The following is a 23627-nucleotide window of genomic DNA, read 5'->3' as shown; positions in this document are numbered from 1 at the left end:
CGCGCGGGGAGCCCACCACAATGCAGTTCCACAAGTACGACGTAGTCATCATCGGCGCTGGTGGTGCCGGTATGCGCGCGGCGATCGAGTCCGGCCAGCGCGCCCGCACCGCGGTGCTGACGAAGCTCTACCCCACCCGGTCCCACACCGGCGCGGCCCAGGGCGGCATGTGCGCCGCCCTCGCCAACGTCGAGGAGGACAACTGGGAGTGGCACACCTTCGACACGATCAAGGGCGGCGACTACCTGGTCGACCAGGACGCCGCCGAGATCATGGCGAAGGAGGCGATCGACGCCGTTCTCGACCTCGAGAAGATGGGCCTGCCGTTCAACCGCACGCCCGAGGGCAAGATCGACCAGCGCCGGTTCGGCGGTCACACGCGCAACCACGGTGAAGCCGCCGTGCGCCGCGCCTGCTACGCCGCGGACCGCACCGGTCACATGATCCTGCAGACGCTGTACCAGAACTGCGTCAAGCACGGCATCGAGTTCTTCAACGAGTTCTACGTGCTCGACATCTGCCTCACCGAGACGGAGAACGGCCCGGTCTGCACCGGTGCCGTCGCGTACGAGCTGGCGACCGGCGAGATCCACGTCTTCCAGGCCAAGTCCGTCGTGTTCGCGACCGGTGGCTTCGGCAAGGTCTTCAAGACCACGTCGAACGCCCACACGCTGACCGGTGACGGCATGGGCATCGTCTTCCGCAAGGGCCTGCCCCTGGAGGACATGGAGTTCTACCAGTTCCACCCGACCGGCCTGGCCGGTCTCGGCATCCTGCTGACCGAGGGTGCCCGCGGCGAGGGCGCGATCCTGCGCAACGCCTCTGGTGAGCGGTTCATGGAGCGCTACGCCCCGACCATCAAGGACCTGGCGCCGCGCGACATCGTGGCCCGCTCGATGGCCCTCGAGGTGCTCGAAGGCCGTGGCGCCGGCCCGAACAAGGACTACGTGCTGCTGGACTGCACGCACCTCGGTGCCGAGGTCCTGGAGACGAAGCTGCCGGACATCACCGAGTTCGCCCGCACCTACCTCGCGGTCGACCCGGTCGTCGAGCCCGTACCGGTCTACCCGACCGCGCACTACGCGATGGGCGGCATCCCGACGAACATCCACGGCGAGGTGCTGCGGGACAACGACAACGTCGTCCCCGGCCTCTACGCCGCCGGCGAGTGCGCCTGCGTCTCCGTGCACGGCGCGAACCGCCTCGGCACGAACTCGCTGCTGGACATCAACGTCTTCGGCCGCCGCGCCGGCATCGCCGCAGCCGAGTACGCGCTCTCCCGCGAGTCGCACGTCGAGCTGCCGGAGAACCCGGCCGCCGCCGTCGAGGCCCAGGTCGCCCTGGCGCTGTCGGAGCACGGCCAGGAGCGGGTGGCGGACATCCGCACCGAGCTGCAGGCCACGATGGACGCCAACGCGTCCGTCTACCGCACCGAGGACACGCTGAAGACGGCGCTGCACGACGTCCAGGCCCTGAAGGAGCGCTACGCGCACATCCAGGTGCAGGACAAGGGCAAGCGCTTCAACACCGACCTGCTGGAGGCCGTCGAGCTCGGCTTCCTGCTGGAGCTGGCCGAGGTGCTCGTGGTGGGCGCGCTCGCGCGCAAGGAGTCCCGCGGCGGTCACGCGCGCGAGGACTACCCGAACCGCGACGACACGAACTTCATGCGCCACAGCATGTTCTACAAGCAGGGCGAGGGCCTGGCCGCGGACATCCGGCTGGACTACAAGCCCGTGACCTTTACCCGGTACAAGCCGATGGAGCGCAAGTACTGATGACCGCCACCGCTGAAACCACTGCTGGCTCGCGCGGCTCCCAGCCGCCGGTTCCGGACGGCGCTGTCACGGTCACCGTCAAGATCCGGCGCTTCAACCCGGAGGTCGACGACGAGCCCCGCTGGGACTCGTTCGAGATCCCCGCGCTGCCGTCGGACCGCGTGCTGAACCTGCTGCACCACATCAAGTGGTACGTGGACGGCACGCTGACGTTCCGCCGCTCCTGCGCCCACGGCATCTGCGGTTCGGACGCCATGCGCATCAACGGCGTCAACCGCCTGGCGTGCAAGGTCCTGCTGAAGGACCTGCTGCTCAAGGACAAGCAGACCACCATCACCATCGAGCCCATCAAGGGCCTGCCGGTGAACAAGGACCTGCTCGTCGACATGGAGCCGTTCTTCGAGGCCTTCCGCGCCGTCAAGCCGTACCTCGTGACCTACGGCAACGAGCCGACGCGGGAGCGGATCCAGTCGGTCGCCGACCGCGAGCGCTTCGACGACACCACCAAGTGCATCCTGTGCGCCTGCTGCACGACCTCGTGCCCGGTGTACTGGACGGAGGGCTCGTACTTCGGTCCCGCCGCGATCGTCAACGCGCACCGCTTCATCTTCGACTCGCGGGACGAGGGCGCCGAGGAGCGGCTCGACATCCTCAACGACGTCGACGGCGTGTGGCGCTGCCGCACCACGTTCAACTGCACGGACGCCTGCCCGCGTGGCATCCAGGTCACCAAGGCGATCCAGGAAGTGAAGCGCGCGCTGCTGTTCAAGCGCACCTGATCTCCCCCGTTCGACGACGGCGCCGCGTTCCCCTCGGGGACGCGGCGCCGTGTCGTTGCACCCGGTGTGCCGACGACGAGGGCCCCGGCGCGATGTGCGCCGGGGCCCTCGTGGAAGAACGCTCTCAGAAGCCCTGTGCGGCCTGGGCGGCCTGGCGGCGTGCCCGTGCCGCCTTGGCCCTCTTGTTGCGGAGGTAGAGGAACACGGCGGCCAGCAGGCCCACGCCGGCGGCGGCCGTGATGGGGAGGCCGACGGTGCCGAACATGGTCGGGGCCGGGCGGCCGTTGGCGCTGTCACCGGGTGCCGCCACGGCGTCCGCGTCGGCGTTCTGGGTGGAGGTCACCCTCGGCTTGGGCTGCGGGGCGCCGTCCACGAGCTTGCCGACGCCGCCGGGGCCCATCGCGAAGCCGTAGTCGAGCAGCTTCGAGGCCTGGGTGGTGATCGGGGTCGGCGTCTGCTGGCCGCGCAGCAGCACGACGACGAGGCGGCGGCCGTTGCGTTCCGCGGCACCCACGTAGGTGTGCTGGGAGTCGTCGGTGAAGCCGGTCTTGCCGCCGATCGCGCCCTCGTAGTTCGAGAGGAGGCGGTTGTCGTTGGTCAGCATGATCGTGCCCCCGTTGCGGCCGGGGAACTGCGACTGCTTCAGCTTGATGGCGCTGGCGAACTCGTCGTACTTCATGGCGCCGCGGAAGATCAGGGCGACGTCGTAGGCCGACGTGCTGGTGCCGGGGCCGTCCAGACCGGACGGCGTGACGGCGCGGGTGTCCAGGGCGCCGAGCTCGCGGGCCATGGCGTTCATCTTGCCCAGCGCCCTCGGCACGCCGCCGAGCTGGCGGGCGAGGGTGTGCGCGACGTCGTTGCCGGAGGTGAGCAGCAGGCCGTGCAGCAGCTGGCGGACGGTGTACTGGCCGCCGTCGCGCAGGCCGACGCAGGTGCACTCCTGCTGCGTGTCCTCCGCGGAGGCGGTCACCACCATGTCGCCGCGCAGCTCCTTGGCCACGACGAGCGCGAGCAGGACCTTCATGACGCTCGCGGGGCGCTGGCGCCCGTGCGGGTCGTACGCGGCGATGACGGCGCCGCTGTCCATGTCGGCCAGCAGCCAGGAGGCCGCGGTGTTGCCGCTCGGGGGCTGCGCCGAGTTCGGCGGGAGGATCAGGCCGCACTCGCCGAGCCGGTCACCACCGATCGGCTTCTCGGGCACCTCGAGCGGTGCGGGGGCCTTCTGACCGGGCGCCGGCTGCTCGGAGGTGTCCACGGGCGGGGGCGGGGTCTCGCGGTTGGCGCACTGGGCGGCGAGGTTCTGCTGTGCCGTGCCGGTCGGTGCGGCGAACGCGGCTGTGGCCAGGGCGAGGACCAGGGCGACGATGAGCCGATGGGTGAAGGGCACGCCCCCAGGCTATCCACCCCCGTTCAACGTCTTGCACGCACCACGTCCGATACTGGTCGCCGTGAAGCTCTCGCGCCCGATGTCACTCTTCCTGGTGGCTTTCGGAGTGTGGTCGTGGGTGATCTGGCCCACGTTCCTGAAGAACATCTGGAACGACCCGCGTTCGTTCAGCGACGGACCGACCCCGTTCTTCACGGTGCACCTCGTGCTCGTGATCGCCTCGCTCGTCTTCGGCACCGTCATCGGCGTGCTGGGCGTGCGGGGTTTCCTCGCCACCCGACGTCGATAGGGAAACGCTGTGGAGTTCGTACGCCTGGTGCTGGTCTTCCTGCACCTGCTGGGCATGGGCATGCTCGTCGCGATGATCATGTTGCAGGCGAGGGCCGGCAAGGACGCCCCGGTGAACAAGGGCTGGCTGCACGGCGCCGCCCTGCAGCTGCTCACCGGCCTGGCGCTGGTCGGCATCGACCCGCTCGTCGACTCGGTGAAGTACGACCACGTCAAGATCGGCGTGAAGCTGGCCGTCGTCGTCGCCATCGCGGTGGTCGTCGCGATCACCGTGAACAAGCCCAAGGCCCCGTCCTGGCTGCTGCCGACCGCCGCCTCGCTGGTCGTGCTGAACGTGGGCATCGCGGTCTTCTGGACCTGATCGAGGGAAGTCCTGCTCACTCGCGGGTGACGTTGTCCCAGATCACGCGCGGCCCGATGTGGGCGGCGACACGATCGCGGGCATGTCTCGTATCGCCTACATCGGTGTGCTCACCGCGGGCGCGGTGCTGACGTTCGCCGGACTGCACGGCGCGTCGCCGGAGGCCTCCGCCTCCGGCGACGGCCAGGTGTGCGCCGCCTCGTGGTGCCCGCAGGAACGCCTCGCCCCCGTGGAAAGAGGCGAACCCACGACCAAGACCTCGTGGACCAAGCCGTCGACGACCACGACGACCCCCACGACGACCACGACCGACTGCACGACCACCACCACCGGCTCGACCACGACGACCACCGGTGCGACCACCACGACCACGGACTCCACGACCACCGGTTCGACGACCACGACGACCGGCTCGACCACCACGACCGGCTCGACGACGTCCACGACGACGTCGACCACGGACTCGACGACGACCACCACCCCGTCGAGCACGACCAGCACCACCGACACGTCCAGCACCACCACGACACCGGTCACGACCACGACACCGGTCACGACCACGACGCCGGTGACGACGACAACGCCGGTCACCACGACGACGTCCGCCACGAACGCGACGACGCCGCCGGCCACGACCACCAAGCCCGTCGCCGCGCCACCGCGCCACGACGAGGGCCACCTGGCCTCCACCGGCGCCTCGACCGGCTGGCTGGCCGCACTGGGCACGCTGCTGCTCCTCGCCGGCGCGCTCCTGCTCCTGCTGAACCGCACCAGGCCCGCCCGGCGCTGACCGCTCCGGAACTGTCGGTGGTCCTCGTCACACTGGTGACGTGCGAATCGACCAGTTGCGCGAACGCAGCGACCTCGGCGTCATCACCACCGCGACCCTGAAGTCCCTGGGCGTCTCGAACCCCTGGCACCGGTGCGCCTCGGGCGGGCCGTGGCAGCGCATGTACCCCGGTGTCGTGCTGCTGCACAACGGCCCGCCCACCCAGGACCAGCACCTCACGGCGGCCCTGCTGCGCGCGGGCCCCGGTGCCGCCGTGACGGGGGCGGAGGCCTGCCGCCGCCACGGCCTGCCCGCCTGCGGCCGCGAGCTCCACCTGCTCGCACCGGCCCCGGTCCGCGGCAGCGGCCGGCTGGTCGTCGAACGCGCGTCCCCGATGCCGCCGACCACGACCGTCGACGGCTTCCCCCTGGTGCGCCCGGCCCGCGCGGTCGTGGACGCCTGCCGTCAGCTCCGGTCGGCGGACGAGGTGACGGCCCTGGTCGCCGCCGCGATCCAGAGGGGCCGCTGCACCCCGGAGGCCCTCCGCGAGGAGGCCCGCACCCACCGCTTCGGCGCGAAGCTGGTCCGCTCGGTCCTCGCCGACCTGGGCCGGGCCGAGTCGGTGGCCGAACGGGACGCCCGCCGCCTCTCCCGCCGCATCCGCCTGACCACCCCGCACTGGAACGCCACCGTCGTCGACGCGCGCGGCCAGGTCGTCGGCAGACCGGACGCGTGGTTCGACGACGTGGCACTGGCCTGGGAGATCGACTCGCGCGCGTTCCACTGCGGAGCTCGCGACTACGAGCGCACGCTCGCCCGCAACACGAGGTACGCGGCGGCGGGGATTCTCGTCGTGCAGACGCTGCCGGCGCGGTTGAGAACGCACCCGGACCAGGTGGCGACTGAGCTGAGACGGGCCTACGAGGCCGCCGGGGCCCGGCCTCGGCCTGCGGTGCGGATCGCGCCGGACGACCGGGCCGCGCCGCGGGGGTGGTGAGCGGCTACCGCCTCTTCCACCTCAGTCCCACCAGCGCGCCGAGCACGGCGCCGACCCCGACCATCAGCGAAGGAGAGGGCCCCGGCCGCACCGACACGACCGGCGAGATCACCGCGGGAGCCGGGGCCTGCACGACCTCGGGCTCCCGGTTCTCCTTCGCGGTCGCCGTCCACGCGGTGATGAACAACATGAACTGCGCCACGAGGTTCGCGAACACGAGCACGCCGATGACCGACCCGAACGCGGCCGAGGTCGGCGACTTCGTCGTGAACGACAGGAAGATCGTGGCGGCCTGCTTGAGCACCTCGAAACCGATCGCGGCCGCCAGCGCGCCGCGCACGGCGCTCCGCCAGCCCACGGGCTTGCGGGGCAGGCGCGCGAGCACCCACAGGAACACCATCCAGTTCGCGAGCAGCGACAGCACGATCGTGCCGATCCGCAGCAGCACGTGCGCCCAGCCGGCGTCCTCGAACCCCAGCCACTTCAGGACCTGCTCGGCGAAGCCGGAGCCCGCGGCCGTGATGCCGAAGGACAGCACGATCGCCAGCCCGAGCCCGACCAGCGACAGGAGGTCCCGCCACAGCGTTCCCAGGAACGGCAGGTCGCCCTTGGCCTGACCCCACTGCGCGGTCAGCGCGTCGCGGAGGTTGCTCATCCAGCCGAGACCGGAGTAGGCGGCGCCGAGCAGACCGATGATGCCGACGGTGCCCTTCGACTCCAGGGCGGTGTCGACGGCCTCGTTGATCTGGGTGCGCAGCTGCTGGTCCGGCACGGCCTCGGCGATGCTGGCGCGCAGCGACGCGAGCAGGTCGGGCTGCGACTGCAGCACGAAACCGGCGACGGCGAAGCCGATCATCAGGATCGGCACGAGCGAGAGCACGCTGAAGTACGTGACCGCCGCGGCGTGCTGGGTGCCGTACCGCTGGTCGAACCGCTCGTACGCGCGGATGATGTGGTCGAGCCACGCGTACTTCTGCCGCCACTTGTCCACGGGTAGGACGCTAGTGCAAGCGCACTACTCGGGCAGAACGAAGCCGATCTTCTCGTACGTGCGGCGCAGCGTGCCGGCGGCGACGTCGCGGGCGCGCTCGGCGCCGGTGGCGAGGATCTTGTCCAGGCCGGCCACGTCGTCGAGGTACGTGCGGACGCGGTCCTGCACCGGCGTGACCCACTCGGTGAAGACCTCTCCGAGGTCCTTCTTCAGGTCGCCGTAGCCCTTGCCGTCGTAGTCGGCGACCAGCGACTCGACCGTGCGGCCGGTCAGCGCCGAGAAGATGGTGAGCAGGTTGGAGACGCCCGGCTTGTTCTCGACGTCGAAGACGATCTCGCGGCCGGTGTCGGTGACGGCCGAGCGGATCTTCTTCGCGGACCGCTTCGGGTCCTCCAGCAGCTCGACGACGCCGCCGGGGACCGACTTGCTCATCTTCGCGGTCGGGTCCTGCAGGTCGTAGATCTTGGCCGTGTCCTTGACGATGTACGCCTCCGGCAGGCGGAAGGTCTTGCCGTAGCGCGAGTTGAACCTGGTCGCGAGGTCGCGGGTCAGCTCCAGGTGCTGGCGCTGGTCCTCGCCGACCGGCACGTAGTGCGCCTGGTACAGCAGGATGTCCGCGGCCTGCAGGATCGGGTAGGTGAAGAGGCCGACGCCGACGGCGGCTTCCTGACGTGCGGACTTGTCCTTGAACTGGGTCATCCGCGAGGCCTCGCCGAAGCCGGTGAGGCACTGCATGACCCAGCCGAGCTGGGCGTGCTCGGGGACGTGGGACTGGACGAACAGCGTCGCGCGGTCCGGGTCGATGCCCAGCGCGAGCAGCTGGGCCGCCGAGACGCGGGTGTTCTGCCGCAGCTCCTTGGGGTTCTGCTCCACGGTGATCGCGTGCAGGTCGACGACGCAGTAGAACGCGTCGTGGTCCTCCTGCAGGGCCACCCACTGCCGCACCGCACCCAGGTAGTTGCCGAGGTGGAACGAGCCTGCCGTGGGCTGGATGCCGGACAGGACACGCGGCCGACGAACGGGCTGTGCGGGTGCGTTCTCCGTGGACACGGGAGAAATCTTCTCAGACCGGGGAAATCAGCTCAGCGGGGTGTCCTGCTGGACCAGGTCGACGCGCTGGTTCTGCGCCGACACCACCGCCGGCTTGCGGCGCTGCTTCACGAAGCCGTACACCAGACCACCGACGCCCGCCGTGACCGCGATCAGACCGACTGGACCCGCAGCGGTGCCCGAGACACTGCTCTCAACAGCAGCGCTCAGTACAAAACTCACGCCTTGCACTTGCCGAGCCTCCCCAAAGCACAGACCACCCCGGAACGGGTGAACCTTGCTGACTGATTGGCCGCCAAGCTACCGAGGACCGGTAGCGTCCATGCGCCAAGTCAGACTATCGGTCACCGGTGATCGGATCGCACTCGCCCATATGTCGTAGTTCGCTGACGGGCGTTACGCCCTGCTAGTGAAGCCATGGTGTTGAGCTCACGCACAGTGCGCGCCGACCCGTGTTCGGACCCTGCCATGCGGCTGATCGTCTCCTCCATCAACGTGCCGCCGAGGTCGTTGGCACCGCCGTTGAGGATCTCCGCGGTGCCCTCGTCGCCGAGCTTGACCCAGGAGCACTGGATGTTGTCGACGCGGCCGTGCAGTGCCAGCCGGGCGAAGGCGTGCACGGCCCGGTTGTCGCGGCGGGTGGGGCCGGGCCGGGCGACCCCCGCCAGGTAGATGGGGGCGTTGCGGTGCACGAACGGCAGCGCGACGAACTCGGTGAGCCCGCCGGTGCGGTCCTGCAGCTGCGCCAGCACCCGGAAGTGGCTGAGCCAGTGGCCGGGGTGGTCGACGTGGCCGTACATCATCGTGCTCGACGAGCGGATGCCCAGCTCGTGGGCGGTGCCGACGACGTCGAGCCAGGTCGCGGTCGGCAGCTTGCCCTTGGTCAGCACCCAGCGCACGTCGTCGTCGAGGATCTCGGCCGCCGTGCCGGGGATGGTGTCGAGCCCGGCTTGCTTGAGCTCGGTCAGCCACTCGCGCACGCTCACGCCCGCCTTGGCCGCGGCGGAGACGATCTCCATCGGGCTGAACGCGTGCACGTGCATGTCCGGCAGCCGCTTCTTGATCGCGCGGACGACGTCGGCGTAGTAGGTCACCGGCAGCTTGGGGTCGATGCCGCCCTGCATGCAGACCTCGGTGGCGCCCGCGTCCCACGCCTCCTGCGCGCGGTCGGCCACCTCCTCCGCCGAGAGCCGGAACGCGTCGGCGTCGCGCTCGCGTTGCGCGAAGGCGCAGAAGCGGCAGCCGACGTAGCAGACGTTCGAGAAGTTGATGTTGCGGTTGACCACGTAGGTGACGTCGTCGCCGACCACCTCGCGGCGCAGCTCGTCGGCGAGCCGGACGAGGTGCTCCAGCGCGTCGCCGTCGGCGGTCAGCAGCGCCATGGCGGCGTCGGTGTCGCCGAGCAGCGCGGCCGGGTCGTCCGCCGCGATCTTCAGTCCACGTTGGACGTCTTCGGGAAGTCGTTGCGGCGCAACGGGGACCTTGAGCTCGTCCCAGTCGCCGTAGACCTCGTCGAAGTCGCCGCGCCGGTCGCCGGTGCGGCCCTCGGTGTCGATCGCGGTGTTGAGGTCGGCGCGGCCGTAGGTGTCGAGACCGCCGTCCGGTTCCTGCCACTCGCGGCCGGCGACCTCGGCGTCCGGGTTCGCGAGCCCGTTCTCCAGCGCCAGCGCGGAGACGTGGGCGGTGAGCCGGGTGTCGATCCACTGCCCGGCGGTCGCGCGGACGTAGCGCGGGTAGACGTTCAGCCGTTCCCGCAAGGAGAAACCGGCGGCACGCGTGATGCCGGCGAGCTCGTCGACCTGCGGCCACGGCTTCTCCGGGTTGACGTGGTCGGGCGTGACCGGCGAGACGCCGCCCCAGTCGTCGACGCCCGCGCGCAGCATGAGGCCGAACTCCCCGCCGACCAGGTTCGGCGGTGCCTGCACGCTCACGGTCGACGGCATCACCAGGCGCGCGACGGCGATCGTCGCGGCGAGCTCGGTGAGGTCGGCGTCGGGCATGCCGCGCATCGCCGTGTCCGGCTTGGCGCGGAAGTTCTGGATGATGACTTCCTGGATGTGCCCGTACTGCTTGGCGATCTGCCGCATGGCGAGCAACGACTCCGCGCGCTCGGTCAGGTTCTCGCCGATGCCGATCAGGATGCCGGTCGTGAACGGCACGTTCACCCGGCCCGCGTCGGTGAGCACGCGCAGCCGGACCGCGGGGTCCTTGTCCGGGCTGCCGTGGTGCGGGCCGCCCTTCTCGCTCCACAGCCGTTCCGCGGTGGTCTCCAGCATCATCCCCATGCTGGAGGCCACGGGACGCAGCCGCTGCAGCTCCTCCCAGCTCAGCACGCCGGGGTTGAGGTGCGGCAGCAGCCCCGTCTCCTCCAGCACCGCGATGGCACTGGCCCGCACGTAGTCCAAAGTGGACTCGTAGCCGCGCGCCTCCAGCCACTCCTTCGCGGCCGGCCACCGGTCCTCCGGCCGGTCGCCGAGCGTGAAGAGCGCTTCCTTGCAGCCCTGCTCGGCTCCCGCGCGCGCGATCGCCAGCACCTCGTCGCGCTCCAGGAACGCGGCGGGCAGCTTGTGCGGCACGGTGGCGAACGTGCAGTAGTGGCACCGGTCCCGGCACAACCTGGTCAGCGGGATGAACACCGACCGGCTGTACGTGACGACCCCCGGCCGCCCCTCGGCGAGCAGGTGCGCGTCCCGCACCCGCCCGGCCGCGGCCAGCAGCGCGTCCAGGTCCTCCCCGCGCGCGTGCAACAGCACCGCGGCCTCGGTCGCGTCCAGCACGGCACCGTCGGCGGCCCGGCGCAGCGCACGCCGCAGGGCCGCAGCGCTCGGACGGGGCTGCGGTGGGTTCAAAGAGATGTCCACTGCCACGTCAACGACCTTAGGCCGCCGAAATTCCTGATCAGTTGTGACGGACTGTGGGACATCCCACTCGTCAGCGCACCGAGACGAGCAGTTCGGTGTTCCGGTCCAGCGGCGTGCCCAGCGGGTCCGTCCGCGAGTGGAGGTCGTTGTAGGTGAGCTCGCGGCACAGGCTGGCGAGGGCTTCGTCGCTGCGGTCGTCGTAGTCGACCTGATAGGGCGCATCGGCTTCGAGCAACGTCGTGAACAGCGACAACGTGCCGTCACCGTTGTCGGCCACCTCGATGACGCGGGCGTGCTGCGGGTAGTCGACGTGCGCCGCGGTGTTGATCTCCCAGAAGCCCCTGCCCGGGGTGTCGTGCCGGTGCGGCGTGATCACGTTGCGGTGCGTGTGCCCGTTGACCCACGCCAGCACGTTCGGGAACCGGTGCAGCAGGTTCACGAGCGCGTCACCGTTCATCCGCGGGTCGAGCGGCCGCCTGCGGTCGGGCAGGACGTTGCCCATCGTCTGACTGGTGTGGTGGCTGAACAGCACGAACAGCTCGTCGGTGACGTTCTGCCGCTGCGGCAGCCCGAGCCAGTCGTAGTAGAGCGAGCTGTTGCGCCGGAGGGTCCGCTCGATCCAGTTGAGCTGGTGCAGCCCGATCGAGCCGGTGGAGAACCCGGCGAGGTTCGTGGTGTCCATGCTGATGCCGGTCACCCCCGGCGCCATCCGGAACGTGTAGAAGACGTCCACCCCGTCCGCGTTGGCGTCCGTGTAACCGTGTCCGCCCGTCGGCAGATGCTTGCGCACGTACTCGCCGGTGGTGAACAGCCTGCGCCGGTCATCGGGCGTCACGGTCCTGACGACCCCACCACTCGCGAGGATGGCCATCGCCTCGGGGACGGCGGCGGGGTCGTGGAACGCCTGCGCGACCTTCGCGTTCTGCACGGGGTCGCCGAACCCGACGATCTTCTTGCGCCCGGTGTACCAGCCGTCGAGCAGCCCGTCCGGCAACGCCCCGACCACGCTGTCGTCGTGGTTGCCGATCGTGGCGTACCAGGGGATGTCGAGGCCGGGGCTGGTGAACGTCCTGGTGGCCGCGTCGAGCAGTCCCGGGAGCTGCGGGAAGCCCTTGGCCTTGTAGTCGTCGGTGCCGGACAGGTCCGGCTGCCAGAACGTGCTGATCGCCGCGTTCTGCACGCCCTCGTACCTGCTGTCGCCGGTGTTGGGCGTGATCCGGCCGCCGTTGAGGACCGTGAGGAACCAGTCGAGCTCGACGTGCTCGTGGTTGTCGGTGTTGTCGCCGGTGGTCATGAGGAAGTCGAACCTCCGCCCGGTGACGGGACCTCGCTGGACCGCGTTGACGCGCTTGACGAGTGCCGTCGAGCCCTGCGCGGTGAGCGTCTCCTGCGGCCGGTGCGCGCTGGACCCCATGACCGGGTGCAGGTACTCGAACCGCAGCGGGCTCTGCGCGTCGCAGATGTGCATGTCGCTGAACTGCACGAAGCTGGCGAGCGCCTGGCGCCGCGCCTCCCGGCCGGGCTTGGCCGCGACCAGGTCGCCGCGGACGACCACCGGCCAGCCCGGTCCCGCCTGGAGCCTGCGGTAGCCGCTGGTGCCGATGGGTGCGGCGGTGGTGTCGAGCGTGGTGCCCGCAGTGCTCGCAATCGCTTGCGCGTCCAGGTCGAGCAGTGGCACGCCCGCGGCGCCCACACCCATGGCCAGCAGGAAGTTGCGCCGGTTGAAACCCGTCATGCCCGCCCCGATTCATCGATGGTGAATCGTGCTCATGTTCGGGGAACGGGCGGGCTGAATCGAGCGGGCGGTCGGGTGACGGGAGCGATAAAGACCGGGTGGGCTGGGTCGGACGGCGGAACGGGTGACCGGCCGTGCGGCGGTGCGGCGCTGGGACGTGAACCGGGTGACGCCGGTCAGCTCAAGCCGGCCGACAACTGGCGCAGGTGCTCTTCCAAGGAGACGTAGTCCGCGAACGACTTGCCGTCGCTGAACTCGGCCAGCAGCTCAGTGGCGCGCACCGCGTCCCACAGGTACGCACGGGGATCACGCCGCATACAGGGTTTCCTTGGTGTCCATCACCTGCTGGTGGAAGTACGGGTTGCGGATGCCGGCGCCGACCACCAGGTCGACGGGCCGGTCGAGGATCCGCTCCAACCCCTCCTTCAGCGCGAAGTAGCTGCCGAAGTGGTCGAACCCGTCGGTGACGTCGAACTCCACGAGGATGTCCACGTCACTCGTCTCCACGTCGAACGACTACCCGACCGCCGACCCGAACACGTCGAGCCGGCGGACGCCCAGCGTCCGGCACAGATCCTCGATCTCGGTCAGCTTGGCGGCCACGACCTCGTGCACCCTCGTCACCTCCTGGGCACGATTGTGCCTGATCCGCAGCCTGCGATCAGCCCGAGTACACGACGGTCACCGGAGCGTGGTCCGACCACCGCTCCTCATAGGTGGCCGCCCGCTCCACCACCGCGGACACCGCCCGCCCAGCCAGCCCGTCCGTCGCCACCTGGTAGTCGATGCGCCAGCCGGAGTCGTTGTCGAACGCCTTCCCGCGATACGACCACCACGAGTACGGCCCGACGACATCGGGGTGCAGCGCGCGCACCACGTCGTTGTACCCGGAGGCGAACACCGAGGACATCCACTCCCGCTCGTACGGCAGGAACCCGGACTCCTTCTGGTTGGTCCGCCAATTCTTCAGGTCGGCCTGCTGGTGCGCGATGTTCCAGTCCCCGCACACGAGCACCTCACGGCCCGACACGGCGGCCTTCTCCCGCAGCGACACCAGGTACGGCAGGAAGGACGCCATGAAGCGGTCCTTCTCCTCCTGGCGCTCCGTGCCGACGTCACCGGAGGGCAAGTACAGGGACGCGACGACGACGCCGGGCAGCTCGACCTCCACGTAGCGGCCGCTCGACTCGAACTCCGCTTCGCCGAAGCCCACGCGGACCGATGACGGTTCAACGCGCGAGAGCACGCCCACGCCCGCGCGGCCCTTCAGGGACGACGGGGCGTACACGGCGTGCCAACCGGGAGGGGTGTGCAGCTCGGCTGCGAGGTCACCCGGTTCCGCGCGGACCTCCTGCAGGCACACGACGTCCGCCGAGGAGGACGCGAGCCACTCCAGGTAGCCCTTCTTGGCGGCGGCGCGCAGACCGTTGACGTTGACCGTGGAGACCGTGAGCACGACCGGGGAGCCTACTGGGAGGCCAGGCCCCAGGCGTGCGGGTACTCGGCGCCGCAGCCGGCGCAGTGGGCGCGCAGGTCGAGGTAGCCGACGAGGGTGGCCATCTCGTCACGGGGCAGCGCGAGTTGGCGCTGGCCGTCCAGCTCGGTGTAGAGGCCCTGCCACTCCGGGGTGCAGGTGCACCGGGTCGTGGACTTCGCCCGGCCCCACCGGAACATGTTGCGCAGCATGGCACCAGTGTGCCAGCCGGGTCTACCTGCAGGTGGAGTCGCTCGTCAGCGCCACGAACTGTCCGTTGACCCAGCGGCGGTCGCTCAGCATGCGGTAACCGTTCTCGACGCGGTCGGAGGCGTCGGTCACGGCGTCGCGGGGCATCGTGGAGACGATCGGCTGCATGTCGCCGGGACCGGAGCGGACGTTGAGGATGTCCGCGGTCACCGTGATCTTGCAGACCTGGTCGGCCTTGTCGGTGCCCATCGGCTTGCCGCCGTTCGCGACGTACATCACCCCGGCGACGCCGAGCACGCCAATCACGATCATGCCCCGGACCGGAACACCCAGCATCGTCGCCTCCCGCGCACCGCACTGCCTTCGATCAGCAGATATAGCGGCTGGGAGGATGCGCCGGACGGCTCGGCGCGGCAACCACCCGCAAGAGGAACCGACCGGGTGACGCGGGAACGAAGAAGGCCACCCCGGCGTGACCGGGGTGGCCTTCGACGAACCGTTCAGGCGAACGTCAGAACGACGCCATCTTCTTCTTGAGGTTCTCGTCCAGGGCGGCGAGGAAGTCCTCGGTGGTCAGCCACTCCTGGTCCTTGCTGATCAGCAGGGCCAGGTCCTTGGTCATCTGACCGGACTCGACGGTCTCGATGACGACCGACTCGAGCGCCTCGGCGAAGCGGATGACCTCGGGGGTCTCGTCCAGCTTGCCGCGGTGCATCAGGCCACGGGTCCACGCGAAGATCGAGGCGATCGGGTTCGTGGAGGTGGGCTTGCCGGCCTGGTGCTGGCGGAAGTGGCGGGTGACCGTGCCGTGGGCGGCCTCGGCCTCGACGGTCTTGCCGTCCGGCGTCATCAGGACCGACGTCATCAGGCCGAGCGAGCCGAAGCCCTGCGCGACCGTGTCGGACTGGACGTCACCGTCGTAGTTCTTGCACGCCCAGACGTAGCCGCCCTCCCACTTCATGGCCGCGGCGACCATGTCGTCGATGAGGCGGTGCTCGTAGGTGAGGCCCTTGGCGTCGAACTCCGCCTTGAACTCCTCGTCGAACACGCGCTGGAAGATGTCCTTGAACTGGCCGTCGTAGGCCTTCAGGATCGTGTTCTTCGTGGACATGTAGACGGGGTAGCCCCGCTGCAGGCCGTAGGAGAACGAGGCGCGGGCGAAGTCCTCGATGGACTTGTTGTAGTTGTACATGCCCATCGCCACACCGCCCTCCGCCGGAAACTCGGTGACGACGTGCTCGATCGGGTCCGAGCCGTCCTCCGGCTGGAACGTGATCGTGAGCTTGCCGGCGCCGGGCACCTTGAAGTTGGTGGCCTTGTACTGGTCGCCGTGGGCGTGACGGCCGATGATGATCGGCTTCGTCCAGCCGGGAACCAGGCGCGGCACGTTCGAGATGATGATCGGCTCGCGGAAGACGACACCGCCGAGGATGTTGCGGATCGTGCCGTTCGGCGAGACCCACATCTTCTTCAGGCCGAACTCCTCGACCCGCGCCTCGTCCGGCGTGATCGTGGCGCACTTGACGCCGACGCCGTGCTTCTTGATGGCGTTCGCGGCGTCGATCGTGACCTGGTCGTCGGTGGCGTCCCGGTGCTCGATGCCCAGGTCGTAGTACTCCAGGGTGACGTCCAGGTACGGGTGGATCAGCTTGTCCTTGATGAACTGCCAGATGATCCGGGTCATCTCGTCGCCGTCGAGCTCGACGACGGTGCCCTGAACCTTGATCTTGCCCATAACTCCGGGCGCTCCTCTCGCGACGATGCAAGCAAGACAAGCGTACTGGTAAACCGCTCCGACGCGCCTGCGACCCTGGTTACACCGGTTCGGGGTTGCGGTCGGTCGAGCGGCTCACGTGCTCCCACTTGTCGATTTCCGCAGTTCGTGCCTGGTCCGCCAGGCGGACCAGTTCCACCGCGTCACTGCCCAGCAGCAGACGCAGCGGCGGCTCGTCCATGGCTACCACGTCGAGCATGACCCTCGCCGCCTCGGCCGGGTCACCCGGCATGTTGCCGTCCGCGCCGCGAACCATGCCCAGCAGTACCCCGACAGACGGAACGTAGTCCTCCGACGGCTCGGTCACCACCAGGGACGGGCCCGTCCAGTCGGTCTGGAAGCCGCCGAGCTCCAGCAGGGTGACCTTCACGCCGAACGGCGCGGTCTCCGCCGCCAGCGACTCGGAGAAGCCGCGCAGCGCGAACTTGGCCGTCACGTACGGGCCGAGCCCGCCGCCGAACGCCACGTGCCCCGCGGTCGAACCGGTCATCAGGAAGTGGCCGGACCGCTGCCGCCGCAGCACCGGCAGCGCGGCGCGGGTGACGTTGACGACGCCGAAGAGGTTGACCTCCAGCTGCTCGCGGAAGTCGGCGTCCGAGCACTGCTCGATCGAGGTCACGTGCCCGGAGCCGGCGTTGTTCAGCACCACGTCGAGCCGGCCGAACTCCGCCACCGCGGTCTCCACCGCCCGTCTGGCCTGATCGGCGTCGCGCACGTCGAGTGCGACAGCCCGGACCCGGTCACCGTGCCGGGAGACGAGGTCGTCGAGGTCGCGGGGGTTGCGCGCGGTGGCGACGAGCCGGTGCCCGGCGGCGAGCACGGCCTCCGCGGTCTTGCGGCCGAGACCGCGGGAGCTGCCGGTGATGAGCCAAACCTGCGTCATGTCCACACGTCCTTCATCGAGTGATCAGTTGTCCGCAGATATGGAGTTCACGACCGACCGCGTGATACCTGCGACTACTGTTCACACTGTCGGGTGATCTTCAGGAGGGGCGTCGGTGTCCACTGGGCCAACACACGCGATGAGCGGCCTGCTTGCCTGGTCCGCCGTCACCGCGTTCGCTTCCGCTCACCCGATCGGCCAGCTGTCCCCGCAGAGCTGGGCGGTGGGGGCCGTGCTGGCGACCGGTGCGGCGTTGCTGCCCGACCTCGACCACCCCGGCTCGACCATCTCGCGCACGTTCGGCGCGCTGAGCGGCGGCCTGTCCGCCGGCATCAACATGCTGAGCGGCTTCGTCTACCGGACCACGAGGACGAAGAAGGACTCCAAGCGCGACGGCGGCCACCGCGGCCTGACCCACACGCTCGTCTTCGCGTTGTTCGCGGCCGTGTTCACCACCGCTGTCGTGCAGAACAGCCAGAAGTGGGCGCTGCCGGTGCTCATGTTCGTGTTCGCCGGTCTCGCGGTGCGCGGCATCATGAACGACTGGTGCCCCAAGCAGGACGCGTTGCTGATCACGGCGGTGTCCGCGGGGATCACGTGGGCGATGATCGCGTGGACGGCGCAGACGAACGCGTCCGCGGCGGCGGCCGGCATCGCGGTCGGCGTCGGGTGCTTCGCGCACTACGTCGGGGACGCGATCACCGAGCAGGGCTGCCCGATCCTGTGGCCGGTGCCGATCATGGGCAAGACCTGGTACCCGGTGGCGCCGCCGAAGATCATGCGGATGAAGACCGGCGGCGTGGTCGAGATGGCGGTCGTCGGGCCGATCGTGACGGGTCTGTCGCTGTGGCTGGGACTGGCCGCGTTGCAGGCCACGGGCGCGTTGCCGTTCCTGGACTGGATCGATCTGCTGCCGATCTGACGTTCGCCGGCAGTCCACCCGGCGGCCACCTCCGCCTCATCCGAACGGTCTAGCCTCCACGGACCCCGGCCGGTTGCGTGGAGGGTGTTGGTCACGGTGCGTCTGGCAACCTCGCCGAACAGTGCCGGCCGCGTGGCCGGGATGCGTAGGCTTGACCTCGTCCAGGGCGCGGTTACCGGCCGAACGACTTCTGAAACGTTGTCCACGCCACATGTGAACGTCGAGCGATCCTTCGAGCCGCGCTGGCACCATGCGGTCTTCACGCACACGTTCCGCAACGTCCGGAAGCCTTTCCACCTCAGACTGCGCGGAACCGACGGCAACCGCGGCGCGTTCGAACCGCAGGCGGACACTCCGGGAGCCGCGAACCCGTGGGAGGACCTGTGGTGCCACACCAACCCGATCTTCGTGGAGGTCAGGTGACCAGCACCTTCGTCGGCATCGACGCCGGTTACGAAAACCGCTGGGAAGCAGAGAAGATCGCGCTGGAGCTGCACGACACGTTGCTGACGACCGCGCGCACGGTCGTCGTCCACGAGGTCGAGGGCCACCACGCGATGTCCTTCCTCGTACCGCAGCCCCCGTCCGACATCGAGGTGGACACGCTGGTCCAGCAGGGCTTCGGCGTTGCCGTGCGCAGTGCGTCGTCCGGACGGCTGGTGGGCCCGGAGGCATTACGCGCGGGCGCGTCGGCTGCCGCCGAGGCGCACCAATACCGGCGTGAGGGGCGCGCTCTGCGTTTTCAGGGCCAGCGCTCGCTGCGCGGCCGTCACGGCGTGTCGGACATCCTCGCGTTCACGGCCATAGAAGCCGTGCTGCCGCGCGGAACCCACACGGTCGACACACGGGGCAACCTCACGCCGTTCTTCCAGAACGGCAAGCTGGTGCTGGTGGTCGACTAGGGTTTGCGCACGTGCGCGACATCGCTGTCTTCACCGGTACCGCTCATCCCGAACTCGCCGCCGAGATCTGCCGTCACCTCGGCGTCGACCTCTCCCCCAGCCGCGTCACCCGCTTCGCCAACGACTGCCTGGAGGTGCAGCTGCAGGCGAACTGCCGGGAACGGGACGTGTTCCTGATCCAGCCGCTCGTGCCGCCGGTGCAGGAACACCTGGTGGAGCTGCTGCTGATGCTGGACGCCGCCCGCGGTGCCTCCGCCGCGCGCACGACCGTGGTGCTGCCGCACTACGCGTATGCGCGGTCGGACAAGAAGGACGCGCCGCGGATCTCGATCGGCGGCCGCCTGGTCGCCGACCTGATGGTCGCCGCCGGTGCCTCGCGGGTGCTCGCGATGACGTTGCACTCGCCGCAGGTGCACGGCTTCTTCTCGGTGCCCGTCGACCACCTGCACGCGTTGCGGGAGCTGGCGGTGCACTTCACCCGCAACGACCTGACCAACACCGTCGTCGTCTCGCCGGACCTGGGCAACGCCAAGGAAGCGGCGCACTTCGCCCGCATCCTCGGCGTGCCCGTGGCCGCCGGTGCCAAGCAGCGCTTCGCCGACGACGAGGTGCAGATCTCCACGGTCATCGGCGACGTGGCCGGCCGCGACGTGATCGTGCTGGACGACGAGATCGCCAAGGGCTCGACCGTGATCGAGCTGCTGGACAAGCTGCGCGAGCGCGGCGTCGGGACGATCAGGGTCGCCTGCACGCACGGCCTGTTCTCGTCAGGCGCGTTGGAACGGCTCCAAGCCTTCGACGACGTGCTGGAGATCGTCGCCACCAACACGGTGCCGATCCCCGACGACAAGAAGGTGCCGAAGCTGCAGGTGCTGTCGATCGCTCCGGCGCTGGCGGAGGCCATGCGCCGGATCAACGTCGGCGAGTCGGTGTCGACGCTCTTCGAAGCTCCCTGAGACGCGCCCACCTGAGACGTGTCTACCTGAGATGCGCGAGCGCCGTGATCAGGCGCTCCGCCACGTCCTCCGGTCCCGGCATCTTGCGCACCACGGCACGTTGGTGCGCAAGGCCGTGGAGCCCGAGCCACAACGCCACCGCGTCGCCGTAGAGGTCGTCGCTGCCGTGCGCGATCCCGGCCTCCACGCACGCGCCGAGCACGTCGGCGAGCACCGCGAGCGCCTCCGCGCCCAGTGACTCCAGGTCGTCGTCGGTGATCGACGCGTCGTCGACCGACGGCGTCCACAGGCCGCCGAACATGATCCGGTAGCGCTGCGGGTGCTCCCGGGACAGGTCCAGGTAGGCGTTGCAGACGGCGAACAGCCGCGCGCGCGGGTCCGGGCCCGCCTGCTCGTCCGCCTCGCGCAGGGCGACGGCGAGCCGGTCCATCTCCTGCCTGACCACGGCCAGCATGATCGACGGCTGGTCGGCGAAGTGCGGGTAGATCGACGGTGCCGCGATCCCCGCCTTGCGCGCGACCGACCGCAGCGTGACCGCGCGTTCGTCGCCGCCCTCGTCGAGGATCTCGACGGCCGCCGCGATGATCTCCTCGCGCAGCTTCCCCCCTTCGCCACGACGGTTTCGCCTGCGTGCGGGGGTTGCCGACCCGGTGTTTGTCACGCTCGTAACCATACACGTGAAAGTTTATGAGTGTTAGGCCTTGCGCTCGTTTACTTACGATCGTTAGCTTATGACCGTAAGCACAACGATCCGAGGAGACACCGACATGAACGCCACCACCGCCACGACCCGCGCCACCGAGGTCGTCCTGCCCGGCGTGGTCGAGCCCGATGGCCTGCACGTGCGGGTCCGCGACCTGCCGGCACCGGGTGCGGGCCAGGCGGTCGTGCGCATGGAGGCGACCGGCGTCTCGTTCGCCGAGCAGCAGATGCGCCTGGGCAAGTACTACGACCAGCCCGCGTTCCCGTTCGTGCCCGGCTACGACGTCGTCGGCACGGTGGTCGCGACCGGGCCCGGTGTGGACCCGCTGATGAAGGGCCGCCGGTACGCCGCCGTCACCAAGGTCGGCGGCTGGGCCAGCCACCTGACCGTGGCCGCGGCCGACCTCGTGCCGGTGCCGGACGGCATCGACTCCGCCGCCGCCGAGACCGTGCTGGTCAACGGCGTCACGGCGTGGCAGATGCTGTACCGCACCGCCAAGGTGGAGCGCGGCGGCACGATCGTCGTGCTCGGTGCGAACGGCGGCGTCGGCTCGACGCTGGTGCAGCTGGCGAAGCACGCCGGCATCAGGGTGATCGGCACGGCCTCTGCCCGCCACCACGACGCGGTGCGCGAGCTCGGTGCCGCCGAGGTGGTCGACTACCGCGACCCGGAGGTGTACGACCGCATCCGCGCGCTCGCCCCCGGCGGTGTCGACGCGGTGTTCGACCACGTCGGCGGCGCGGGCCTGGCGGAGTCCTGGAAGCTGCTGCGCCGCGGTGGCGCGCTGGTCAACTACGGCTCTGCGGCGACGAAGGACGAGCCGGGCAGCGGCATGGTGCCGGTGCTCAAGCTGTTCGCGCGGCTGCTGGTGTGGAACGCGCTGCCCAACGGCAAGCGCGCGGGCTTCTACAACTTCTGGGCGGGCAAGCGGTTCCGCACCGCGGCGTTCCGCGCCCGCTTGAGCGAGGACCTCACGCAGGTGCTGCGCCTGGTCGGCAGCGGTGCGCTCACGCCGCAGATCGCCGCGCGCGTCCCGTTGACCGACGCGGCCGCCGCGCTGGCGCTCGCCGAGTCGCGCACCGTCCTCGGCAAGGTCGTCATCGTCCCGCAGCCGTGACCAGGCCCGGCTGCCGCGAGACCATCGTGGCGGCGGCGACCGCCCTGGTCGACCGGAGGCACGCGGTGACGCTGCGCGCCGTGTCCCGCGAGGCGGGCCTGCCCACCTCGTCGATCTACCCGCACTTCCCCGATCCGCCGGCGATCCTGCTGGCCGTGTGCCACGAGTCGTTCCGCGAGCTCGAAACCGCGGTGCTCGGCGCGGCCGACGCCTGCTCGGCCGGCCTCGCCTACCTCGACTTCGCCGTCGCGCACCCGCACCGCTACCGCGTGATGTTCGGTGCGGCGGACCTCTCCGGACCGGCGCTGCGCCTGTTCACCCGAGTGCTCGCCGACCCCCGCCGCACCGAACCCGCGGCCGACGCCCTGGTGCTGTGGCTGGGGCTGCACGGCCTCGCCGACCAGCGCGCCACGACCCGGCGCTCACCCCGGTTCGCCGTCCTCGCACCACGCCTCATCACCTCGCTCATCTGACTTCCAGGAGGTCCTGCCATGAACGCCACCACGATCCGCTCCACCGCCGTCGTCCCCGCCACCGAGATCGACAACCGCCCCGCCTACCTGGGCTTCGCCACCGCCTACGTCCTCGGCCACGGCAGCGCGGCCCTGTCCAGGGGCGTCGACCCGGTCGTGGTGCTGCCGTCGTGGCTGCCGGTCGCGTTCCTCGCCGCCGGCATGCTCGTCGCCACGGTGCTCGCCACGACCGCGGCGCTGCGGGCCCAGCGTGCCGCCGCCCCCGCACGGCGACGAGCGGAGAAACTCGTCGGCGCGGCCTGGATCGTCGGGTTCACCGCGCTCGCCCTCGCGATCACCGGCCTGACCACCGTGTTCGACCGCCCGGAGCTGCAGGCCGTGCTCTGGCCCGCGGGCTCGACCATCGTGGTCGGCCTGATCTACCTCGCCGAGGGCGCCGTCCGCGGCAACGCCCTGCACCACAACCTCGGCACGTGGCTCGCCCTGGTCGCCGCGGCGGCGCTGTTCGTGCCCGGCGCCGGGTTCTTCGGGGTGCTGGCGGTGCTCGGTGGTGCCGCGTACCTGCTGGCCGCGTTCCTGGAGCCCCGCCGCCTGGCATCGCTTGCCTGGTAAGGGTTCCTACAGCCGCACTCGCACCGTGACCCGGCCTTGGGCGTCACGGTGCGATGTCGTGTGCCCGGTCCGTTGCCCGCCATCGAGCCGGCGTTGGGCTTCATGCACGCCAACGCAGCCGGACAAGCGGAGGCCTAACCGGGGTGCGCGCCGACGGTGTCGCGGATCTGCGCCCCGAGGTCGGAGGACGCCGACCGCGCGCAGTGGGCGCAGCAGAAGAACCGGCCCTCCACCTCCACGCCGTGCCCGATCACCCGGCAGTCGCAGTGCTCGCAGCGCGGGGCGAGGCGCTGGATCGCGCACTCGAAGCTGTCGAACGTGTGCACACCACCGCCCACCGTGCGGACCTCGAAGGCCATCCAGTACTCGTTGCCGCAGACGTCACAGGTCGCCATGCGCGGAAGACTGCGACAGGTCGGCCGGGTCGGCAACTCGAAACGTCAGGTCGCACACGGTCGATGAGAGGTCCACAGAGGACACGACGCCTCGGCTGAGCGGGACCGGCCGGATTCGAACCGGCGTTCTCCCTCCCCTGTGGGAGGGCGCGTCGACCACTGCGCTACAGGCCCCTTCGCACCGCGTACGACAACACTAGTCCGTGAACAGCG

Annotated in this window: 28 protein-coding genes and 1 tRNA gene; 13 read left to right on the top strand and 16 right to left on the bottom strand. The window is 69.9% G+C overall.

Going from position 1 to position 23627, the window contains the following annotated elements; translation table 11 throughout:
* The first annotated feature begins 20 nt into the window (after window positions 1-20).
* Window positions 21-1775, top strand: coding sequence for a succinate dehydrogenase flavoprotein subunit (sdhA, locus tag ACVDFE_RS09965; RefSeq protein ID WP_360395975.1), 1755 nt, complete (start codon window positions 21-23; stop codon window positions 1773-1775).
* On the top strand, window positions 1775-2554 hold the full coding sequence (locus ACVDFE_RS09960) for a succinate dehydrogenase iron-sulfur subunit (protein WP_360395973.1): 780 nt from the start codon (window positions 1775-1777) through the stop codon (window positions 2552-2554). The genes sdhA and ACVDFE_RS09960 overlap by 1 nt, the downstream gene beginning before the upstream one ends.
* Before the next feature lie 124 nt (window positions 2555-2678).
* On the opposite strand, the gene ACVDFE_RS09955 is transcribed toward ACVDFE_RS09960, so the two are convergent.
* Window positions 2679-3941 carry a D-alanyl-D-alanine carboxypeptidase family protein gene (locus tag ACVDFE_RS09955; protein ID WP_360395971.1) on the bottom strand — a complete coding sequence of 421 codons (1263 nt, stop codon included), beginning with the start codon at window positions 3939-3941 and terminating at the stop codon, window positions 2679-2681.
* Window positions 3942-4002: 61 nt separating this feature from the next.
* On the opposite strand from ACVDFE_RS09955, the gene ACVDFE_RS09950 reads away from it, so the two are divergent.
* Both ACVDFE_RS09950 and ACVDFE_RS09945 read left to right on the top strand, forming a co-directional pair.
* Window positions 4003-4230, top strand: a complete 228-nt coding sequence (locus ACVDFE_RS09950; RefSeq protein ID WP_053737542.1) for an SCO4848 family membrane protein — start codon at window positions 4003-4005, stop codon at window positions 4228-4230.
* Between the two features lie 9 nt (window positions 4231-4239).
* A complete protein-coding gene (locus ACVDFE_RS09945) occupies window positions 4240-4590 on the top strand; it encodes a hypothetical protein (protein ID WP_360395969.1) in 351 nt (116 codons plus the stop codon).
* Window positions 4591-4686: 96 nt separating this feature from the next.
* Here the strand turns inward: ACVDFE_RS09945 and ACVDFE_RS09940 are convergent, their stop codons facing one another.
* Entirely contained in the window at window positions 4687-5181 is a 495-nt protein-coding gene (locus ACVDFE_RS09940; RefSeq protein ID WP_458430252.1) for a hypothetical protein, read from the bottom strand.
* Here ACVDFE_RS09940 and ACVDFE_RS09935 point away from each other — a divergent pair.
* Window positions 5159-5380 carry an LPXTG cell wall anchor domain-containing protein gene (locus ACVDFE_RS09935; protein ID WP_458430251.1) on the top strand — a complete coding sequence of 74 codons (222 nt, stop codon included), beginning with the start codon at window positions 5159-5161 and terminating at the stop codon, window positions 5378-5380. The genes ACVDFE_RS09940 and ACVDFE_RS09935 overlap by 23 nt on opposite strands.
* Window positions 5381-5420: 40 nt before the next feature.
* Window positions 5421-6356, top strand: a complete 936-nt coding sequence (locus tag ACVDFE_RS09930) for a hypothetical protein (RefSeq protein ID WP_458430250.1) — start codon at window positions 5421-5423, stop codon at window positions 6354-6356.
* A 4-nt stretch (window positions 6357-6360) separates the two neighbouring features.
* Here ACVDFE_RS09930 and yhjD read toward each other — a convergent pair whose 3' ends face one another.
* From yhjD to ACVDFE_RS09875, 11 genes are all read right to left on the bottom strand, one after another.
* Window positions 6361-7347 (bottom strand): inner membrane protein YhjD, encoded by a 987-nt coding sequence (gene yhjD / locus ACVDFE_RS09925; protein ID WP_458430249.1) that lies wholly within the window; start codon window positions 7345-7347, stop codon window positions 6361-6363.
* Between the two features lie 24 nt (window positions 7348-7371).
* Entirely contained in the window at window positions 7372-8397 is a 1026-nt protein-coding gene (trpS, locus tag ACVDFE_RS09920; protein WP_458430248.1) for a tryptophan--tRNA ligase, read from the bottom strand.
* Between the two features lie 344 nt (window positions 8398-8741).
* Window positions 8742-11264, bottom strand: coding sequence for a bifunctional FO biosynthesis protein CofGH (locus ACVDFE_RS09915; RefSeq protein ID WP_360395961.1), 2523 nt, complete (start codon window positions 11262-11264; stop codon window positions 8742-8744).
* A gap of 64 nt (window positions 11265-11328) precedes the next feature.
* Window positions 11329-12993 (bottom strand): TIGR03767 family metallophosphoesterase, encoded by a 1665-nt coding sequence (locus ACVDFE_RS09910; RefSeq protein ID WP_458430247.1) that lies wholly within the window; start codon window positions 12991-12993, stop codon window positions 11329-11331.
* Between the two features lie 176 nt (window positions 12994-13169).
* Window positions 13170-13310 (bottom strand): hypothetical protein, encoded by a 141-nt coding sequence (locus tag ACVDFE_RS09905; RefSeq protein WP_458430246.1) that lies wholly within the window; start codon window positions 13308-13310, stop codon window positions 13170-13172.
* Window positions 13300-13485: a nucleotidyltransferase family protein gene (locus ACVDFE_RS09900; RefSeq protein WP_458430245.1), complete on the bottom strand. Its 186-nt coding sequence runs from the start codon at window positions 13483-13485 to the stop codon at window positions 13300-13302. The genes ACVDFE_RS09905 and ACVDFE_RS09900 overlap by 11 nt, the downstream gene beginning before the upstream one ends.
* A 169-nt stretch (window positions 13486-13654) precedes the next feature.
* A complete protein-coding gene (locus ACVDFE_RS09895) occupies window positions 13655-14449 on the bottom strand; it encodes an exodeoxyribonuclease III (RefSeq protein ID WP_458430244.1) in 795 nt (264 codons plus the stop codon).
* A gap of 11 nt (window positions 14450-14460) precedes the next feature.
* Window positions 14461-14679: a hypothetical protein gene (locus ACVDFE_RS09890; RefSeq protein ID WP_360395951.1), complete on the bottom strand. Its 219-nt coding sequence runs from the start codon at window positions 14677-14679 to the stop codon at window positions 14461-14463.
* A 22-nt stretch (window positions 14680-14701) separates the two neighbouring features.
* The gene (locus tag ACVDFE_RS09885) at window positions 14702-14989 is read right to left on the bottom strand and encodes an SH3 domain-containing protein (RefSeq protein ID WP_360395950.1); all 288 of its coding nucleotides are present in this window, start codon (window positions 14987-14989) and stop codon (window positions 14702-14704) included.
* 199 nt (window positions 14990-15188) lie between these two features.
* Complete coding sequence (locus ACVDFE_RS09880; protein ID WP_458430243.1) at window positions 15189-16412, bottom strand: NADP-dependent isocitrate dehydrogenase; 1224 nt, start codon at window positions 16410-16412, stop codon at window positions 15189-15191.
* Window positions 16413-16491: 79 nt separating this feature from the next.
* Window positions 16492-17334 carry an SDR family NAD(P)-dependent oxidoreductase gene (locus ACVDFE_RS09875; protein ID WP_360395946.1) on the bottom strand — a complete coding sequence of 281 codons (843 nt, stop codon included), beginning with the start codon at window positions 17332-17334 and terminating at the stop codon, window positions 16492-16494.
* A gap of 115 nt (window positions 17335-17449) precedes the next feature.
* Here ACVDFE_RS09875 and ACVDFE_RS09870 point away from each other — a divergent pair, with 115 nt between their 5' ends.
* From ACVDFE_RS09870 to ACVDFE_RS09855, 4 genes are all read left to right on the top strand, one after another.
* A complete protein-coding gene (locus ACVDFE_RS09870; protein WP_360395945.1) occupies window positions 17450-18256 on the top strand; it encodes a metal-dependent hydrolase in 807 nt (268 codons plus the stop codon).
* A 96-nt stretch (window positions 18257-18352) separates the two neighbouring features.
* Window positions 18353-18679 (top strand): hypothetical protein, encoded by a 327-nt coding sequence (locus ACVDFE_RS09865; protein ID WP_360395943.1) that lies wholly within the window; start codon window positions 18353-18355, stop codon window positions 18677-18679.
* Entirely contained in the window at window positions 18676-19158 is a 483-nt protein-coding gene (locus tag ACVDFE_RS09860; protein WP_360395942.1) for a hypothetical protein, read from the top strand. Before ACVDFE_RS09865 ends, ACVDFE_RS09860 begins: the two co-directional genes overlap by 4 nt.
* A gap of 11 nt (window positions 19159-19169) precedes the next feature.
* On the top strand, window positions 19170-20114 hold the full coding sequence (locus ACVDFE_RS09855) for a ribose-phosphate diphosphokinase (protein ID WP_360395940.1): 945 nt from the start codon (window positions 19170-19172) through the stop codon (window positions 20112-20114).
* Between the two features lie 22 nt (window positions 20115-20136).
* On the opposite strand, the gene ACVDFE_RS09850 is transcribed toward ACVDFE_RS09855, so the two are convergent.
* Window positions 20137-20775, bottom strand: coding sequence for a TetR/AcrR family transcriptional regulator (locus tag ACVDFE_RS09850; RefSeq protein WP_360395939.1), 639 nt, complete (start codon window positions 20773-20775; stop codon window positions 20137-20139).
* 106 nt (window positions 20776-20881) lie between these two features.
* Between ACVDFE_RS09850 and ACVDFE_RS09845 the strand changes: the two genes are divergently transcribed.
* From ACVDFE_RS09845 to ACVDFE_RS09835, 3 genes are read left to right on the top strand one after another with little or no spacing between them, the layout of a single operon-like run.
* A complete protein-coding gene (locus ACVDFE_RS09845; protein WP_458430242.1) occupies window positions 20882-21934 on the top strand; it encodes a medium chain dehydrogenase/reductase family protein in 1053 nt (350 codons plus the stop codon).
* The gene (locus tag ACVDFE_RS09840; RefSeq protein WP_458430241.1) at window positions 21931-22407 is read left to right on the top strand and encodes a TetR/AcrR family transcriptional regulator; all 477 of its coding nucleotides are present in this window, start codon (window positions 21931-21933) and stop codon (window positions 22405-22407) included. Before ACVDFE_RS09845 ends, ACVDFE_RS09840 begins: the two co-directional genes overlap by 4 nt.
* An 18-nt stretch (window positions 22408-22425) precedes the next feature.
* Entirely contained in the window at window positions 22426-23019 is a 594-nt protein-coding gene (locus ACVDFE_RS09835) for an ABC transporter permease (protein ID WP_458430240.1), read from the top strand.
* 134 nt (window positions 23020-23153) lie between these two features.
* On the opposite strand, the gene ACVDFE_RS09830 is transcribed toward ACVDFE_RS09835, so the two are convergent.
* A complete protein-coding gene (locus ACVDFE_RS09830; protein WP_065916091.1) occupies window positions 23154-23414 on the bottom strand; it encodes a Prokaryotic metallothionein in 261 nt (86 codons plus the stop codon).
* Window positions 23415-23514: 100 nt separating this feature from the next.
* A tRNA-OTHER gene (locus ACVDFE_RS09825) sits at window positions 23515-23589 on the bottom strand.
* Window positions 23590-23627: the final 38 nt, after the last annotated feature.

This window comes from Lentzea chajnantorensis (assembly GCF_054300775.1).
This window is presented reverse-complemented; position numbering and strand designations above follow the sequence as displayed.